The sequence below is a fragment of the Kribbella sp. NPDC056861 genome, from assembly GCF_040687575.1.
Taxonomy (GTDB): domain Bacteria; phylum Actinomycetota; class Actinomycetes; order Propionibacteriales; family Kribbellaceae; genus Kribbella.
The window spans coordinates 154,885-170,391 of sequence record NZ_JBFBNQ010000003.1 but is presented as its reverse complement, the minus strand read 5'-3'; the positions used below and the strand labels follow the sequence as shown (position 1 = coordinate 170,391).

The following is a 15,507-nucleotide window of genomic DNA, read 5'->3' as shown; positions in this document are numbered from 1 at the left end:
CATGGGAGTAGATGACTTCGGCAACTGGTTGCGCGACGCCGCGAAGACCTTTCACGAGAACGCGGTATACCTGACCGAGCTCGACTCGGCGATCGGGGACGCGGACCACGGCAGCAACATGGATCGTGGGTTCGCGGCGGTGGTTGCTGTCCTGGACGAGAGCAGCTTCGGGTCGGTCGACGAGTTGCTGAAGAAGGCCGGGATGACGCTGGTCAGCAAGGTCGGTGGGGCGAGCGGGCCGTTGTACGGGACGTTCTTCCTGCGCTTCGGTACTGCGTTGGCCGGGGTTGAGGTCACGCCTGCGACTGTTGGCGAGGCATTGAAGGCTGGTGTCGGCGGCGTCTTGCAGCGCGGCAAGGCTGAGCTTGGCGACAAGACGATGTACGACGCTTGGGCTCCGGCTTTGGATGCGTACGACGCTGCTGTTGCTGATGGAGCTGAGTTGGGTGCTGCGTTGACCGCGGCGGCTGAGGCTGCGGCGAAGGGGCGGGACGCGACGACGCCGTTGGTTGCGCGGAAGGGGCGCGCCAGTTACCTCGGTGAGCGGAGCGCTGGGCATCAGGATCCTGGGGCTACCAGTGCGACGTTGCTGCTGGAGTCGGCCGCTCGTACGTTGGCGTGATCCTTTGATCGGGATCGTGGTGGTCTCGCACAGCCGGGCATTGGCTGATGCGGTGGTGGGGCTGGCGTCGGAGATGGTTGCCGAGGGCGACCGGCCGGTGATCGCTGTTGCTGCCGGGCTGGATGAAACGACGGTCGGGACTGATGCGGCGGCGGTTGCTGAGGCGATCGGGGTTGCTGACAGTCCTGATGGGGTTCTGGTTTTGCTTGATCTTGGTAGTGCGGTGTTGAGTGCCGAGTTGGCGCTGGAGTTTGTGGATCCTGAGGTTGCTGGGCGGGTGCGGTTGTCCAGTGCTCCTTTGGTGGAAGGGCTTGTGGCGGCTGTGGTGACGGCTTCTACTGGTGCTTCGCTGGATGTGGTGGTGGCGGAGGCTTCGCGGGGGTTGGCGGGGAAGCAGGATCATCTGGGTGATGGGTCTGCGGGTGAGAGTGCGCCGGTTGCTGTTGAGGGTGGCGAGTTCGTAGAGGTTGCTGTTGGCAACGAGCATGGGTTGCATGCGCGGCCGGCGGCGAGGCTGGTGCGGTTGGTGCAGGGGTTCGATGCTCGGGTGACGGTGATGAACGTGACGACCGGGAAGGGGCCGGTTGATGCGGGGAGTTTGAGTTTGGTGGCGACGCTGAATGCTCAGCGGGGGCATCGGTTGAGGGTTGGTGCGAGTGGGGCTGAGGCGGGCGAGGCGCTGGCTGCGGTGAGGGCGCTGGCTGAGCGTGGGTTTGATGATGGGCCGGCGGTTGTGGGCGGGGCGGTGGTCGTTGGGGCTGGTCGGGCGTTGGGGGGCGGCAGCGGGTCTGGGCTTGACGTGGCTGTTGGGGTGGCGATTGTTACTGGGGGTGAGGTTGAGCTCGGGGGATATCGGGCTGGGGATGGTGAGGTTGAGCGGCGGCGGTTGAAGGATGCGCTGAGGAGTGTTGGGGATCAGCTGACCGTGCTTCAGGGAAAGACGGCTGAGGCTGTGGGGGCGGCGGAGGCTGAGATTTTTGATGCCCAGTTGGCGATGCTTGATGATCTGACGACGCTTGATGCGGTGTTCTCGGCGATCGCGGACGGTGAGAGTGCGCCGGAGGCGTGGAAGGTGGCGATGGATGCCGTTGCCGCGCGCTTCGAGGAGCTGGACGACGCGTATCAGCGGGAGCGTGCGCAGGACGTGCGGAGCGTTCGCGATCGGGTACTGCGGGTTCTCACGGGTCAGAGTGAGACGACACAGGCCGCTAGTGGGCTGCTCGTAGTACGGGAACTTGATGCGGCGACCGCGGCTGGGGTTGATGCCGAGCGGGTCGTCGGGATTGCCGTGCGGGCTGCTGGGACGACCGGGCATGGGGTGATCGTCGCGCGGTCGCGTGGGATTCCCGTGATCACGGGGATCGGCGACGTGGAGGTGCCGGGCGGAGTGCTCGTGGGGTTCGATGTTCGGGCGGGTGAGTTCGTCGTCGAGCCGGCCGACGGTGGTGAGCGGTTGCGGGCCGTCGTACGGGAGCGGTCGGCTGAGCGGGAGACGGCGTTGGTGGAGGCCGAGCGGCCGGCTGTGACGCTCGACGGGCGGACGGTCTCGGTGTTCGCGAATGTCGGGTCGGTGCAGGATGCGGCCGATGCGCGCGGGGCCGATGGGTCGGGGCTGGTGCGGACGGAAGTGTTGTTCGGTGAGCGTCGGGTGGCGCCTACGGTTGACGAGCAGGTGGAGGCATTTCGGGCGATCGCGGCGGCGTTCGGTGGGAAGCCGATCACGATCCGGACCTGGGATGTCGGTGGGGACAAGCCGCTCGCGTTCCTGCCGCAGGAGCGGGAGGCGAATCCGTTCCTGGGTGAGCGTGGGATCAGGGTGTTCCGGCGGCGGCCGGAGCTGCTGCGGGATCAGCTGCGGGCGATCTGTCAGGTGGCGGCGGAGACGCCGGTGCAGGTGATGTTCCCGATGGTGACGACGGCTGACGAAGTTGCGTGGGCTCTCCAGGAACTGAAGGCGGTCGACCCGCCGCAGGGTCTCAAGGTCGGCATCATGATCGAGGTACCGGCCGCCGCGTTGCGGATCGCGACACTGGCCGCGAGGCTGGATTTTGTCAGCATCGGGACGAACGACCTCACGCAGTACACGACGGCGTCTGATCGTGGCAACAGTGCGGTGGCGGGGCTTGCCGATGGGCTGGATCCGGCGGTGCTGCAGTTGATCGATCGGGTGGTGCGGGGTGTGCCCGAGGGGGTCGAGGTTGCCGTCTGTGGTGACCTGGCGAGCGATCCGGCGGCGGCGGTGCTGCTGGTCGGGCTCGGGGTCCACGAGTTGAGCGCGGTGGGTCCTCAGGTGCCGACGATCAAAGCCCGGCTCCGGGAGACGGACCTGGCAGCGGCAACGGCGAGAGCCGCCGAGGCGCTACAGCTCGCGAGCGCTGCCGAGGTCCGTGCCCAGTAGGTTCAGCTGAAGTAGCGGAGCTCCACGATGTTGAAGCCGTTGGTGCGGGCGTCCTTGGCGGGCAGCGCGTAGGTGTCGCCCGGCTCGAGGTAGCTGACGTCGGGGCAGGTGATGCCCAGGTCGACGATCAGCGTCGGGTGGGCGCCGACGTTCCAGGTGTAGGTCTCGCCAGCGCCGGGGGTGACGTGCAGGACCTGCACATCTGCCTCGTCGACGACGACTTTCGCCGGGACCTCGCCGACGCCGGCGAAGCTGCCGACGCCGTCAACACCTGAGCTGTAGGGCTCGCCGGACGCTTCCTCGCCGAGGTCGAGGAGCTCGATCAGCCGGTTCAGGTACGGCGTATCGCCGTCGTTGGTGAGCATGTGCACCGGCGAGACCGGGCGGTAGACCGAGCCGCCGACAGTCTCGCTGAGCTCGCGGGCGGCGCTGCCGTCCAGCCAGTCCATGTGACACGGGGAGGTCGCCAGGCAGAGTACGACGTACGGGTTGTGGTGGAGGTGCCAGCCCTGCGCCTCGCCGGGAGCCAGCGAGACCTCCCAGACGCGGACGCGGGAGTTCTCCAGCAGCACCCGGGTGCCGATCTCGCCGAGCACGACCTCGGTGCCGTCGGGGGCCTGGACTGTAGTGCCTGCGGTCATCGTGCGTCTCCGTTCGGATCAACTGGGCACATCTACTGCGCGTTCCATCGCCACCGCGGCCAGCACGACGCCGTCGGGCATCGTCAGCTCGGCGGGCTCGACCTCGGTGAAGCCGAACGACTTGTAGAGCGGTACGCCGGGAAGCGTCGCCATCAACGCCAACTGGGTGAACCCGCGGCCGCGAGCAGCGTCGACGCAGGCGGTCAGGATCGCCCGGCCGAGCCCACGCCGGGTCCAGTCGGCACGCACGAACATCGCGCGAATCCTGGCCGGCTCGGTGGCCGGGTCGAGCAGCCGGTCGTCGGCGCCTGCGCCCGAACCGTTGAACAGCTTGTTGCGCCGACTCCAGCCGCCGCACGCCACGATCTCGCCGCCGGCCTCGTGCACGTAGTACGTGCCGTCCTCGATCAGCGCGAGATCCAGCCCGGCGATGTGCACCACGGCGCTCGCGACCTGCGCGTCGTCGTAGTACGCCGGGAACAGGGTGAGCACGGACTGCCGCATCAACTCCGTGATGGCAGGCGCGTCCGCCGGCACGGCCAGACGTTGCACGGGCTCCACCAGGTCAGGTTATTTCAGCCGCGGGGCGCGTACATGATCAGCCCTACACCGACGAGACAGACCGCCGCCCCGGCCAGGTCCCACCAATCCGGCCGGAACCCGTCGAACCCCATCCCCCAGGCCAGCGACCCGGCCACGAACACCCCGCCGTACGCCGCCAGAATCCGCCCGAAGTTGGCGTCCGGCTGCAACGTCGCGACGAACCCATAAGCGCCCAGGGCAACAATCCCGCCCAGCACCCAGAGCACTCCCCGATGCTCCCGGATCCCCTGCCACACCAGCCAGGCGCCCCCGATCTCCGCCACCGCGGCCACCCCGAACAACCCGATCGAACGCAGTACGGTCATACCCGCAGGCTATGCGCTCCCGCCCCCGGGATCAGCGAGGTGGTTCTTTGCGGCTGGAGGTCCAGAAGCTGGTGAGGAAGGACCACAAGCCGGTCGCCGCGCCTGGGGGCTGCTGGTCCTGGGGTCGGTCCTGGGGGCGCTCGTTGCGCTGGGCCTCGCGTTGTTCAGCGAGCCGGCCCTTGCGTTGACCGGCCTGCAGCGCGTCGAGTGCCTCGCCGAGGTCGACCTTCTTCGCGACCGTCAGGCGGTTGGTGACCTCCAGCCGGGTCACGCCGTTCGGGGTCAGCTGGTACTTCGGCAGTCCCTCGCTCTGCGGCACCACCGCGACCTGAACCGCCGAGACCAGATGCTGCAGCACCTTCGTCGCCGCATCCTCGGGCAACCCTGTCGACACCGCGACCCGGTCGGCCGTCATCGGTCCTTCGGTCAGCGCGGTCAGCACCGCATGCACTTGCGCCTCGTCAGCCATCCACTCCCCCTCGGTCGCCACCAGTTTCCCAGTCCAACCGGTCAGCGGGGTGACCGCCCGAAGGCGCGGCGTGCAACCGGGTAGGCGCAGAAGGCTGCGCCGCCAATGAGGATCGCGCCGCCGAAGTACCCCTTCGGGCCTGAGGCTTCGGAGAGAACAAAGATCCCGGCGACCAGGAACGGCAGGCAGAAGAGCACTCTCAGGCCGTAGAGCAGTCTCAGGCCGTAGCCGATCTTGTTCCACGAAACCCCGGCCGGCGCTGCCGACTGCTCGCCGTACAGCGGCGGCAACTGCAGTCCGTCGAACACCGCGGCGAGGTCCCCGTGCGTGACCGCCGCATTGAGCAGCGCCCGGCGCCTGCTCAGGTCGCTCCAGTCGAACCGGCTCCGCTGATGCTGCCACGTCAGCGCGTCCGCGCAGACGGTCCGTTCGTGGTCGGTCAGCGGCACCTCGGCCATCTGCTCGCGGTGCGCCGCGATCCCCGACTGGTGTTCGGCGGCCGAGAACGCGTTGATGACGTCGCCCATCTTGACCGGGCCGTCCCGCACGAGGTTTCGCATGATGACCCGCTGGACGACTCCGGCAGGGCTCAACCTGTACTCCGCACGTCCGTCCTGCCACTGCACCGTGAGCCGCCCGTCGGCGGCGAGTGGCTGGATCAGCCGCTCGACCTGCGGGGCGGACAGTCCTGCGCTCTCGGCCAGCTCCGGTACGGAGTACGGCGTCGTCTCCGACAGTGCGTTGAGCAGGCGGTACTCCGACGACACGGCCATGCGTTCCCCCAGGCTTTCACCGATCCACCCCGGACCGGCGTACCGGATCAGTTTCCCCGCCGGGGCGGTCATCCAGTCGAGTGGAGACCTGCAGGTTGCTGCAATGTGGGCGGGGTGAAATGGGGGCGCCGGGTGCCGGACATGTGGTGGGTATGACGCAGATACCGACGAAGGCCCGGCCGGGGCCAGTGAGTGGGGCGGGCGTGGGCGAGGTGCCGCGGGACCGCCGGCGGGAGCGGTTCGAGCAGTTCTTCGCGGTCAACCGTGAGGCGGTGCTCGGCTATCTGCTCCGCCGGACCGGTAACCGGCACGACGCTGCCGACCTGCTCGCGGACACGTTCCTGGTGGCGTGGCGCCGCCTGGACGACGTGCCGCCGGGCGACCAGACCAGGCCCTGGCTGTACGGCGTGGCGCGGCGCGTGCTCGCCAACCATCATCGTGGTGAAGGTCGCCGGCACGCGTTGGCCGATCGGCTCCGCAGCGAGCTGGCCGAGCCGGACGAGCCCGCCACGACGCTGACCGACAACTCCCCCGCCGGCATCGCCTTCCGCGCGTTGCCGGAGCAGGACCGGGAACTGCTGTCGCTGGTGGCCTGGGAGGAGCTCGACACCGCCCAGATCGCGATCACGCTCGGCATCACGCGCAACGCGGTACGGATCAGGTTGCACCGGGCGCGGACGCGGTTCGCCAAGCTGCTGACCGCCCCGCTCGCCAACCGCTCTGAGAGGAGAGTGCCATGAAGACAGACGACATCGACGCGGTACTGCGCGGCCTGAACCCATCCACCAGCACCGAGATCAGCGACTCCGCCTGGGCCGAGCTGTCCGCCGGCATCACCAACGCGCCCAGCGACACCACCACCCGCGTCACCGCCCTGGTCCCACGCCGTACGCCGAACCGCCCGCGGCTGGCGCTGGCGGCCGCCTGCACGCTGCTGATCGCCGGCGTGGTCGCCGCGGCCGTGGTCGACGGTCCGGCCCAGAACCAGCCGCAGGCGCTGTCCTTTACCGAGTTCGGCGACAAGTTGATCGTCCGGGTGGTCGACCCGAACGCCGATCCGAAGCGGTACAACGCCGAGTTCAAGAAAATGGGCCTGAACGTCAAGGTCAAGGCGGTCCCGGTCAGCCCGCCGTCGGAGGGAAGGATGATCACCTTCACCGCCGGCAGCGGGCAGCAGCTGGACCAGTTGCGCATCCTCGCGCCGGGTGAGAAGTGCAACGGGACACTGAACGCGTCCGATCCGGGCTGCCAGGACGGGCTCGAGGTACCGAAGAACTACCGGGGCGACACCGAGATCCTGTTCGGCCGGCAGGCCAAGCCGGGCGAACAGTACCTGCAGAGGTCGTCGTCGGCCACCGAGACGGGCGAATCGCTCGCCGGGCTGAGGATCGCGAACAAGACCGTCGGTGCGGTGCTGCCACTGATCGGGTCGAAGGGCGTCCAAGTGCAGGCCTACTACGCGAGCAGCGACTCCCCGAAATTCGACGACATCGGCAAGCCGGACGACGGCTGGTACGTCCACGGCGCCGAGCCGTACTCGCCGGGCAAGGTCGTCCTGTACGTCGGTCCCGCTCCGCAAAAGTAGTCGCCGGCGCTGCTCCCGCCGGGCCTCGGGCCCGGCGGGAAGCGGTCCGGGTCAGCCGATCCGGATGTACAGCTGGCTGTAGCTCGTACTGCGGGGATGGACGTTGCGGGTCACCGCGTCGGTACCGTCGTTGCCCTCCGCGTTGCCCTCGATCGTGTGGATGCTGCCGTCGCTGCCGACCCGGTCGACGATCCCGATGTGCGCGTTGCCGGGAGCGAAGTCGCCGTTGCCGTCCCAGTCGAAGGCGATCAGGTCACCGGACTGCGGGGTACTGACCTGGTGGAGACCGTTGTTACCGGCCCTGGCGGCGATCACCCAGTTCTGAACTGCGAGGTTCTTGAACGTGGTGACTCCGGCCTGGTGGTTGGTCACCCAGCTGGTGAAGCCGGCGCACCACGAAGTACTGGTGGTGTGGAGTCCGGGCCAGGCCCAAGCGAGGTACTTGTCGGCGTCTGGGCCCTCTTCCGTCCCCAGCTGACCGCGCGCGATCGCCACCACGTTGGAGGTGTTGATCGGCGAACAGATGTCCGGCGGGGTGGTGATCGGGAGGTCCGGAGTACTGACGCTGGTGCTGATGGTCTGGTGTGCACTGATGACGGTGTCGGTGCCCTTGGCCGGTAGGTCGACCAGGTGGCGCCAGAGGTTGTTCGTGGTGTCGCGGATGAGCAGGCCCGCGCCAGGTGAGGCGATGGCGGCCTGGTTCCAGCCGTCGCTGCGGACGACGGCAACAGTCGCGGTGAGGCTGCCGCTGCTGGTGGTTCCGACGTCGACGGAGCGGAGTACGCCGCTGGTGTCGGTGTAGAGGAGTTCCTGGTCGTTGTCGGCGACGCCCCACAGAGCCAGCGGGTAGCCGATGGTCTTGACGGTGGCGAGCTGGTTGGGCCGGGCGGTGGTCTTGATCCCGGTCATGATGAAGAGCTCGCCGCCCTTGGTGCCGTAGAGCCGGCGACCGTCGGAGGCGAGGCGGCTGAAGTTGTAGGGGCCGGGGTTGGCGGCCGAGCCGGTGTGCAGGTTGTTCACGCTGGTGACGGCGGTCTCGCTGGTGCTGAAGTTGTAGACCCGCAGCCCGCCGTCGCGATCGGTCACGAACAACTTCACGACACCGTTGACTACACTGTGCGCGGCGACAGCCAGGGCCGGCCTGCTGGTGCCGAAGGTGTAGACCTTGCGCCAGTTGTAGACCGCCGGGCTGCTGCTGGCCGGACCACTGATCGAGCTGTACCAGAGCTCGTTACCGTCGTCTCGCAGCTGGAACAGCCGGGCCGCGGAGTCACCACAGTCCACCTGGCTGTACGACGTAACCGCCTGTGCAGCGGAAGGCTCAGGACCGAAGGGGGTCAGCGACAATCCGGCCAGCAGGGCGGCGGCTGCCGCAGTACCGGCGAACACACGTCTGAACAGCGATGGCATCTGGGGCTCCTCCGGTCCTCGGGAGCTAGAACCTAGAGCGCACACCCCGGTAACACAACGCTTCCGGCCACATCCTCAGCGTGACCACCAGGATTGCTCGGATCTGGTCAGCTCTGGCGGGAGCGGCGGGTCGGAGCCTTGGCCCAGCGCCAGGTGACGCCGACGAAAGCCAGCGCGGGGAGGGCGAAGATGGCGGCGGCGACCTCGCGGCCGAAGACCAGCAACGCCAAGCCGGTCAGGAAGAACGGCAACGCGAGCCAGATCGCTCCGACGAACGCGGCCCAGCGCCAGCGGCCTTGCCGACGGGGCGGCAGAGCGTAGAGGCCGGGTTGCGGGAGCCCGTGGAAGGCAGGCTGGAGATCGGCGTGGGTGACGGCCTCGTTGACGATGTCGACCCGGCGATGCAGCTCGGCCTCGTCGAGGCGGCCGATCGCGAACTGCTCGGAGAGCTCGTCGATCCCGACCCGGCGCTCCTCGTCGGTCAGCCGCACCGGCATCATCTTGCGCCGCGCGGCCACCGCTCGCGCTTCCTGGCCCGCGGCGGCGGCATAGCCCGCCAGATTGGCCAGATCCGTCTTCGGCCGGTCTCTGTAGCGATCGGTCATCCGTGCCACCCCACTCCCTCTTCCCGAGTGTGCCAGCCGAGAGGGCAACACCCAACCGATCACTCGGCCAGCAGACGCTCCCGAAGCCGATCCAACTGCTCGAAGGTGAGCCCGCTGTTGGTGAGATAGCCGGCGACATCGGTGGAGCCGAGGAAGGCGATCAGGGCCAGGCAGTTGTCCGCGCAGTGCTGCTCCAGCTCGGCCGGCGTGAGCGGCGTCTCGCCTGCCGCGGGAGTCGCCTCGTAGTACGCGTTGATCGTGCGCAGGCTCAGCTCGTAGTCGTCGAGGATGTCGGCGACCGGGGTGCCGACCAGTTGGAGCAGCATCGCGATGATCATGCCGGTCCGGTCCCGGCCTGCCTTGCAGTGGACCAGAACGCCGCCTTCCGGCGCGTCCGCGATCCGGGCGAACACCGAGGTGATCAGCCCCGGCCACCGCCGGAGCGCCTCGGAGTAGTACGCCGGACTGTCAAGCCGCTCACCCCACACCGCCATGAACTCGGTGTCCTGCTGATCCTCGATCGGGTGATGGTGCACCACGTCCAGCACCCGTACTTCGAGCCGCTCGTGGTCGTTCCGCAGATCGATCACGGTGCCGACCCCGGCCTGCTCGAGCTGCTGCCACCCGTCCTCGGTCAGCAGATCAGGCCGAGCCGACCGGTACACCCGCCCCGGCTGGATCGTTCCCGATCCAGCCGGCAGGCCGCCCAGGTCGCGCGCGTTGACCGCGCCGTCCCAGCTCAGCTCACGGCTCACGTCAGCCGAGGGCTGCCGGGAGGGTGGCGGACCAGGTGGTGCGCAGATCGGCCAGCGACACCTCGAACTGGTCCTGGACGTCGAGGGACTCGCCGGTGACGACGCCGATCTTGGTGTGCGGGAAGCGGCGGGCGGTGCACATGTCGGTGAACCGGACCTCTTCGGTGCGCGGGACGGCGACGACCGCGCGGCCCGAGGACTCGGCGAAGAGGAACAGGAACGGGTCCAGGTCGTCCGGGGCCCAGACCCGGGCGCCGACGCCACCGCGGAGGGCGGACTCGACCAGGACCTGGGCGACACCGCCGTCGCTGACGTCGTGGGCGGCGTCGATCAGGCCGTCGCGCGACGCGTTGATCAGGATGTCGGCGAGCTGCATCTCAGCGGCCAGGTCGACCGCCGGGGGACGGCCGCCGAGGTGGCCGTGGATGACATTGGCCCACTCCGAGCCGGACAGCTCCTCCTCGGTCTCGCCGAGCAGGTAGAGCTGGTGGCCCTCCATCTCCGCGGTGAAACCGATCGGGGTCCGGCGGGTGACGTCGTCGATGACCCCCAGGACGCCGACCACGGGCGTCGGCAGGATCGGGGTCTCGCCGGTCTGGTTGTAGAACGACACGTTGCCGCCGGTGACCGGGATGCCCAGTTCGATACAGCCGTCGACCAGGCCACGGATGGCCTCGGTGAACTGCCACATCACGCCCGGGTCCTCCGGCGAGCCGAAGTTCAGGCAGTCCGTCACCGCGGCCGGGCGGGCACCGGTGGTGGCGACGTTGCGGTACGACTCGGCCAGCGCGAGCTTGGCGCCCGTGTACGGGTCGAGCTTGGCGAACCGGCCATTGCAGTCGGTGGAGACCGCGACGCCCAGGCCGCTGGTCTCGTCGACCCGGATCATGCCGCTGTCCTCGGGCTGCGCGAGCACCGAGTTGCCGAGCACGTACCGGTCGTACTGGTCCGTCACCCACGACTTGTCGCACAGGTTCGGCGACGCGATCAGCTTGAGCAGGGTGTCCCGCAGCTCCTCGCCAGTGGTTGCCCGCGGCAACTTCTCGGCGGCGTCGGCCTGCAGCTCGTCCTGCCAGGCCGGCCGCGCGTACGGGCGCTCGTAGACCGGGCCGTCGTGCGCGACGGTCCGCGGCGGCACATCGACCACGCGCTCGCCGTGCCAGTCGATCTGCAGCAGCCCGGTGTCGGTGACCTCGCCGATCACGTCGGCCTGGACATCCCACTTCTCGCAGATCTTCAGGAACTTCTCGACGTTGTCCGGCGTGACGACCGCCATCATCCGCTCCTGCGACTCGCTCATCAGAATCTCTTCCGGAGCAAGCGTCGCGTCCCGCAGCGGCACCTTGTCGAGCGAGACGTGCATACCGCCGTCGCCCGCGCTGGCCAGCTCGGAGGTCGCGCAGGACAGTCCCGCGCCACCGAGGTCCTGGATACCCTCGACGATCCGGGCCGCGAACAGCTCGAGCGTGCACTCGATCAGCAGCTTCTCCATGAACGGGTCACCGACCTGGACGGCGGGACGCTTGGTCGGGCCGCCGTCGGCGAACGTCTCGCTCGCCAGCACGGACACTCCGCCGATCCCGTCGCCACCGGTCTTGGCGCCGTACAGGATGATCTGGTTGCCGACCCCGGTCGCGTTCGCCAGGTGCAGGTCCTCGTGCCGCATGACGCCGACGCAGAGCGCGTTGACCAGCGGGTTGCCCAGGTACGTCGGGTCGAAGACGACCTCGCCGCCGATGTTCGGCAGGCCCAGGCTGTTGCCGTAGCCGCCGACGCCGGAGACGATGCCGGGCAGCACGCGCTTGGTGTCCGGCGCGTCCAGCGGGCCGAACCGCAGCGGGTCCATCACCGCGACCGGGCGGGCGCCCATCGCCAGGATGTCGCGGACGATGCCGCCGACCCCGGTGGCCGCGCCCTGGTAGGGCTCGACGTACGACGGGTGGTTGTGCGACTCGACCTTGAAGGTGACCGCGTAGCCCTCGCCGATGTCGATCACGCCGGCGTTCTCGCCGATGCCGGCGAGCATCTTGCCGGCCGGGGTCTCCTGCGGGATCTCACCGAAGCGCTTGAGGTGCACCTTCGACGACTTGTACGAGCAGTGCTCGCTCCACATCACGGAGTACATCGCCAGCTCGCAGCTGGTCGGCCGCCGGTCCAGGATGTCGCGGATCCGCTGGTACTCGTCCGGCTTCAGCCCGAGCTCCGCCCACGGCTGCTCCACGTCCGGCGTACTGGTCGCGTTACTGACGGTGTCGGTCGACACTTGATGACTCCTGAACTAGGTGGGACTCGGGTACAACGCTAGCGGCCAGCAGGTGGGCCACCAGCAAGGGCAGGGCGAAACCGGTCATGATCGCGGGCAACGCGACCCCGGCGTCGTTGAGCAGCATGCCGACCAGACCGCAGGCCGACAGGGCGAGCAGGGTCGGCCGGATCATCGGCGCGCTGGTGTAGAAGCGACGGTAGGTCTCCGACGGCACCTTGTTCGGCCAGACCGTGGCGATCATCGCGAGCACGACGCCGATCAGCATGAACCAGCCGGCCGGGGTGTGGAAGAAGCCCAGCGACATCTGCAGCTTGCGGATCAGTACGTCGTTGACATCACCGTCGAGCAGCCGGTCCACGAAGGTGCCGAAGTGGCTGCGCTGGTCCGCGGGCCGCAGGTAGTCGAGGAAAGCGACAGCGGACACCGCGAGCACTCCCGCGACGCCGATACCGACCAGGGCCTTGAGAGTGATGCCGCCCCGCCAGGTCAGCCAGGCCAGCAGCAGTACTGCGGGCGTCAGCGCGATGATGCCGCCGAAGTCGGTCCCCCAGCCTGGCTTGCCGTCGACGATGATCGCGAGGCCACCAATACCCAGTACTGCGAGCGCCGCCTTGACCCGGCTCTGCGGCAACAGCTTCTGCGCGACCGACCCGGCCGTGACGAGCGCTGCCACGGCCAGCGTCGCGAAGGTCGAGTTGCCGAAGCCGTAGAACCGCCCGCCGATTACCGGCCCGTCCGCGAACATGCTGCCGAACTGCAGCGGCGTCCCGAGCACTCCGTCCACCAGCAGGATCAGGTACGCCGCCAGCAGGATGCCTAGCGCGGCCCACTGCTTCAGCAATGCTTTGGCGACGGCTGCGAAGGCCACGCTGATCGCAAGCACCACGAAGTACAGGGAGAGACCTGGCGACGGCCAGCGCCACCAGACGGTCGCTGTGGACAGGAAGACCGCGATGAAGAAGCCACCCTGGGCAAGCATGGTGAATTCACTCGTACTGCGTGCCTTCCGGCCGCGGGTGATCAGGAACCAGCCGAGTGCGGCCAGTTGCGCCACCAGCAAGGTCATCGAGACCGCGACCAGCACCGGGCGCGGGTGCTCGAACCGTTCGTTGGTGTCGAGCCGGTCCTCGATCACCGCGGCGGCGTCGGTGTGGTGGTCACCGCCGAAGCCGATCTCGTTGCCGTCGAGCGGGCCGGACTGCTCGGTGCCGGCCGGGTCGATGGGCTTGGCCTCGCCGCGCAGGATGGTCGCGGTCAGGTCGGTGAGCTGGATCAGGCCGGGCCGACGGGTCGAGTCACTGGTCAGCCAGCGCGGTACGTCGTCAGGCGGGAGCTGCAGCGCGACCAGCGGCTCCTGGTGCGCTCCCGCGATCTCCTGGCTGATACCGGCCAGCAGCACCCAACCGCCTGCCGCTCGAGCCTGCGCGACCAGCTCGGCGACCTTCTTGCGAGCCTCCTCGCGGCCTTCCCGCAGCGGCAGCGCGCCGGCGTCGATGATCGCGTCACCGCACTGCGGGCTGGCCAGCTTGGCCAGGTCGAGCTCAGGCTGCCAGTTGGTGACCGTGCCGTCGGTCCGCGCGGTGGCGATCGCCGCGCCGGGACCGAAGCCGCAGACGCGGTCCCGGCTCTCCGCGAGGCGGCCGAGCGGTGCGCCGGTGTGGTGCTCGGCCTGGCGGTCGACGTACGTCTGCCAGTTCTCGACCTTGCCACCGGCAACGGTTGGCAGCTCGCCGCAGGACTGGTCCGCGACACTGCCCCAGGCGCGGGTGCCGGCGCTGATGGTCAGCCAGCCGTCGACCGGGCAGGTGTGCGGGCCGGCCGTCTTCACGGTGATCGAGCCGACGTGGGACTGGTCGACGAGCGCAGTGAGCTCCGGCGAGGCTTTGACGTCGTTCCAGCTCAGTCCGGGGACGCCGATGACGATCACCTTGGCCAGCAGGTCCTGCTCGGCCTGCGGCTGAGCCGCGGGTGGCGTGGCCTGCGCGGGCGCGGCTGCCGTAGTACCGGCGCAGGCCGCGACCGCGGCGGCTAGGAACAGGGTGCGGGACAGCAGCCGCCGCACCCCCCGTGACGTCATCAGGAGGAGACGACGGCCTTCAGGACCGAGGTGAAGAAGCCGAGGCCGTCGGTGCTCGGGCCGGTCAGGGTCTCGACGCAGTGCTCGGGGTGCGGCATCAGGCCGACCACGTTGCCGCGCTCGTTGGTGATCCCGGCGATGTCGCGGTACGAGCCGTTCGGGTTGCCGCCCAGGTAGCGGGCGACGACCAGGCCCTCGCCCTCGAGCCGGTCCAGGGTGGGCTCGTCGGCGACGAAGGACCCGTCCTGGTTCTTCAGCACGATGGTGATCTCGTGGTCCGCGTCGTAGTCGCTGGTCCACGCGGTGCGGTTGTTCTCGATCCGCAGCGCCTGGTCCTTGCAGATGAACTTGCGGTGGTGGTTCTTGATCAGCGCGCCTGGCAGCAGGTGCGACTCGCAGAGCACCTGGAAGCCGTTGCAGATGCCGAGCACCGGCAGGCCTTCACCGGCCTTCTTGATGATCGTGTCCATCACCGGCGCGAACCGGGAGATGGCGCCGGCCCGCAGGTAGTCGCCGTACGAGAAGCCGCCCGGCAGCACGACCGCGTCGACCCCGTGCAGGTCGGCGTCACCGTGCCAGAGCGCTACCGCTTCGGCGCCCGCGACAGCGGCGGCCCGGCGGGCGTCGACGTCGTCGAGCGAGCCCGGGAAGGTGACGACGCCGATCTTCACTGGGCGTCGTCCTCGACGTGGAGGGTGTAGTCCTCGATCACCGGGTTGGCCAGCAGCGTGTCGGCCGCCTTCCGGATCTCGGCCACCTGTTCCTCGGTGGCCTCACCGTCCAGGGTGATCTCGAAGCGCTTGCCCTGACGCACATCGGCCACGCCGTCGAAGCCGAGCCGGCCGAACGCGCCGTGCACCGCCTTGCCCTGCGGGTCGAGGATCTCGGGCTTGAGCATGACGTCGACGACAACGCGAGCCACTGATTACTCCTGGTTTCGATCCGGCTGACCCGATGAATGCTACCGACCTCCGGCCGGTTGCCCCGCATCGCTCGGC

Annotated in this window: 16 protein-coding genes and 1 pseudogene; 5 read left to right on the top strand and 12 right to left on the bottom strand. The window is 68.8% G+C overall.

Going from position 1 to position 15,507, the window contains the following annotated elements:
• The first annotated feature begins 1 nt into the window (after window position 1).
• From dhaL to ptsP, 3 genes and pseudogenes are all read left to right on the top strand, one after another.
• Window positions 2-622 carry a dihydroxyacetone kinase subunit DhaL gene (dhaL, locus tag AB0P21_RS14520; RefSeq protein ID WP_363698421.1) on the top strand — a complete coding sequence of 207 codons (621 nt, stop codon included), beginning with the start codon at window positions 2-4 and terminating at the stop codon, window positions 620-622.
• 4 nt (window positions 623-626) lie between these two features.
• Window positions 627-1,007 (top strand): annotated as a pseudogene (gene dhaM / locus AB0P21_RS14515) (dihydroxyacetone kinase phosphoryl donor subunit DhaM); the annotation flags it as partial.
• Window positions 981-3,020 carry a phosphoenolpyruvate--protein phosphotransferase gene (gene ptsP / locus AB0P21_RS14510; protein WP_363698419.1) on the top strand — a complete coding sequence of 680 codons (2,040 nt, stop codon included), beginning with the start codon at window positions 981-983 and terminating at the stop codon, window positions 3,018-3,020. The pseudogene dhaM and the gene ptsP, both read left to right, overlap by 27 nt.
• 2 nt (window positions 3,021-3,022) lie before the next feature.
• Here ptsP and AB0P21_RS14505 read toward each other — a convergent pair whose 3' ends face one another.
• Genes AB0P21_RS14505 through AB0P21_RS14485 form a run of 5 tightly spaced genes read right to left on the bottom strand, consistent with a single transcriptional unit; the run spans window position 3,023 to window position 5,883 of the window.
• Window positions 3,023-3,661 (bottom strand): hypothetical protein, encoded by a 639-nt coding sequence (locus AB0P21_RS14505; protein ID WP_363696793.1) that lies wholly within the window; start codon window positions 3,659-3,661, stop codon window positions 3,023-3,025.
• An 18-nt stretch (window positions 3,662-3,679) separates the two neighbouring features.
• A complete protein-coding gene (locus tag AB0P21_RS14500; protein WP_363696792.1) occupies window positions 3,680-4,222 on the bottom strand; it encodes a GNAT family N-acetyltransferase in 543 nt (180 codons plus the stop codon).
• A 14-nt stretch (window positions 4,223-4,236) separates the two neighbouring features.
• Window positions 4,237-4,569, bottom strand: coding sequence for a YnfA family protein (locus AB0P21_RS14495; RefSeq protein ID WP_363696791.1), 333 nt, complete (start codon window positions 4,567-4,569; stop codon window positions 4,237-4,239).
• Window positions 4,570-4,600: 31 nt separating this feature from the next.
• On the bottom strand, window positions 4,601-5,038 hold the full coding sequence (locus AB0P21_RS14490; RefSeq protein WP_363696789.1) for a hypothetical protein: 438 nt from the start codon (window positions 5,036-5,038) through the stop codon (window positions 4,601-4,603).
• Window positions 5,039-5,079: 41 nt separating this feature from the next.
• Window positions 5,080-5,883 carry a hypothetical protein gene (locus AB0P21_RS14485; RefSeq protein ID WP_363696788.1) on the bottom strand — a complete coding sequence of 268 codons (804 nt, stop codon included), beginning with the start codon at window positions 5,881-5,883 and terminating at the stop codon, window positions 5,080-5,082.
• A gap of 80 nt (window positions 5,884-5,963) precedes the next feature.
• On the opposite strand from AB0P21_RS14485, the gene AB0P21_RS14480 reads away from it, so the two are divergent.
• Both AB0P21_RS14480 and AB0P21_RS14475 read left to right on the top strand, forming a co-directional pair.
• Window positions 5,964-6,551, top strand: coding sequence for a sigma-70 family RNA polymerase sigma factor (locus AB0P21_RS14480; RefSeq protein WP_363696786.1), 588 nt, complete (start codon window positions 5,964-5,966; stop codon window positions 6,549-6,551).
• Window positions 6,548-7,396, top strand: a complete 849-nt coding sequence (locus tag AB0P21_RS14475; RefSeq protein ID WP_363696784.1) for a hypothetical protein — start codon at window positions 6,548-6,550, stop codon at window positions 7,394-7,396. Before AB0P21_RS14480 ends, AB0P21_RS14475 begins: the two co-directional genes overlap by 4 nt.
• A gap of 51 nt (window positions 7,397-7,447) precedes the next feature.
• On the opposite strand, the gene AB0P21_RS14470 is transcribed toward AB0P21_RS14475, so the two are convergent.
• The 7 genes from AB0P21_RS14470 to purS all read right to left on the bottom strand — a co-directional run bounded on the left by AB0P21_RS14470 (window position 7,448) and on the right by purS (window position 15,431).
• Entirely contained in the window at window positions 7,448-8,806 is a 1,359-nt protein-coding gene (locus AB0P21_RS14470; protein ID WP_363696782.1) for a CHAP domain-containing protein, read from the bottom strand.
• Between the two features lie 107 nt (window positions 8,807-8,913).
• A complete protein-coding gene (locus AB0P21_RS14465; protein WP_363696780.1) occupies window positions 8,914-9,411 on the bottom strand; it encodes a DUF1707 domain-containing protein in 498 nt (165 codons plus the stop codon).
• 59 nt (window positions 9,412-9,470) lie between these two features.
• Window positions 9,471-10,166: a tyrosine-protein phosphatase gene (locus tag AB0P21_RS14460; RefSeq protein WP_363696778.1), complete on the bottom strand. Its 696-nt coding sequence runs from the start codon at window positions 10,164-10,166 to the stop codon at window positions 9,471-9,473.
• A gap of 1 nt (window position 10,167) precedes the next feature.
• Complete coding sequence (purL, locus tag AB0P21_RS14455) at window positions 10,168-12,429, bottom strand: phosphoribosylformylglycinamidine synthase subunit PurL (RefSeq protein WP_363696776.1); 2,262 nt, start codon at window positions 12,427-12,429, stop codon at window positions 10,168-10,170.
• Window positions 12,407-14,509 carry a hypothetical protein gene (locus tag AB0P21_RS14450; protein ID WP_363696774.1) on the bottom strand — a complete coding sequence of 701 codons (2,103 nt, stop codon included), beginning with the start codon at window positions 14,507-14,509 and terminating at the stop codon, window positions 12,407-12,409. The genes purL and AB0P21_RS14450 overlap by 23 nt, the downstream gene beginning before the upstream one ends.
• Entirely contained in the window at window positions 14,509-15,180 is a 672-nt protein-coding gene (gene purQ, locus AB0P21_RS14445) for a phosphoribosylformylglycinamidine synthase subunit PurQ (protein ID WP_363696772.1), read from the bottom strand. The genes AB0P21_RS14450 and purQ overlap by 1 nt, the downstream gene beginning before the upstream one ends.
• Window positions 15,177-15,431 (bottom strand): phosphoribosylformylglycinamidine synthase subunit PurS, encoded by a 255-nt coding sequence (gene purS, locus AB0P21_RS14440; protein ID WP_363696770.1) that lies wholly within the window; start codon window positions 15,429-15,431, stop codon window positions 15,177-15,179. The genes purQ and purS overlap by 4 nt, the downstream gene beginning before the upstream one ends.
• Window positions 15,432-15,507: the final 76 nt, after the last annotated feature.

What these genes read in the sequence shown, in the direction of transcription:
- AB0P21_RS14490 (WP_363696789.1), bottom strand. Translation starts at nt 5,038, where the DNA reads ATGGCTGACGAGGCGCAAGTGCATGCGGTGCTGACCGCGCTGACCGAA.
- AB0P21_RS14470 (WP_363696782.1), bottom strand. Translation starts at nt 8,806, where the DNA reads ATGCCATCGCTGTTCAGACGTGTGTTCGCCGGTACTGCGGCAGCCGCC.
- AB0P21_RS14465 (WP_363696780.1), bottom strand. Translation starts at nt 9,411, where the DNA reads ATGACCGATCGCTACAGAGACCGGCCGAAGACGGATCTGGCCAATCTG.
- AB0P21_RS14505 (WP_363696793.1), bottom strand. Translation starts at nt 3,661, where the DNA reads ATGACCGCAGGCACTACAGTCCAGGCCCCCGACGGCACCGAGGTCGTG.
- dhaL (WP_363698421.1), top strand. Translation starts at nt 2, where the DNA reads ATGGGAGTAGATGACTTCGGCAACTGGTTGCGCGACGCCGCGAAGACC.
- AB0P21_RS14475 (WP_363696784.1), top strand. Translation starts at nt 6,548, where the DNA reads ATGAAGACAGACGACATCGACGCGGTACTGCGCGGCCTGAACCCATCC.
- AB0P21_RS14480 (WP_363696786.1), top strand. Translation starts at nt 5,964, where the DNA reads ATGACGCAGATACCGACGAAGGCCCGGCCGGGGCCAGTGAGTGGGGCG.
- AB0P21_RS14450 (WP_363696774.1), bottom strand. Translation starts at nt 14,509, where the DNA reads ATGACGTCACGGGGGGTGCGGCGGCTGCTGTCCCGCACCCTGTTCCTA.
- AB0P21_RS14485 (WP_363696788.1), bottom strand. Translation starts at nt 5,883, where the DNA reads ATGACCGCCCCGGCGGGGAAACTGATCCGGTACGCCGGTCCGGGGTGG.
- AB0P21_RS14495 (WP_363696791.1), bottom strand. Translation starts at nt 4,569, where the DNA reads ATGACCGTACTGCGTTCGATCGGGTTGTTCGGGGTGGCCGCGGTGGCG.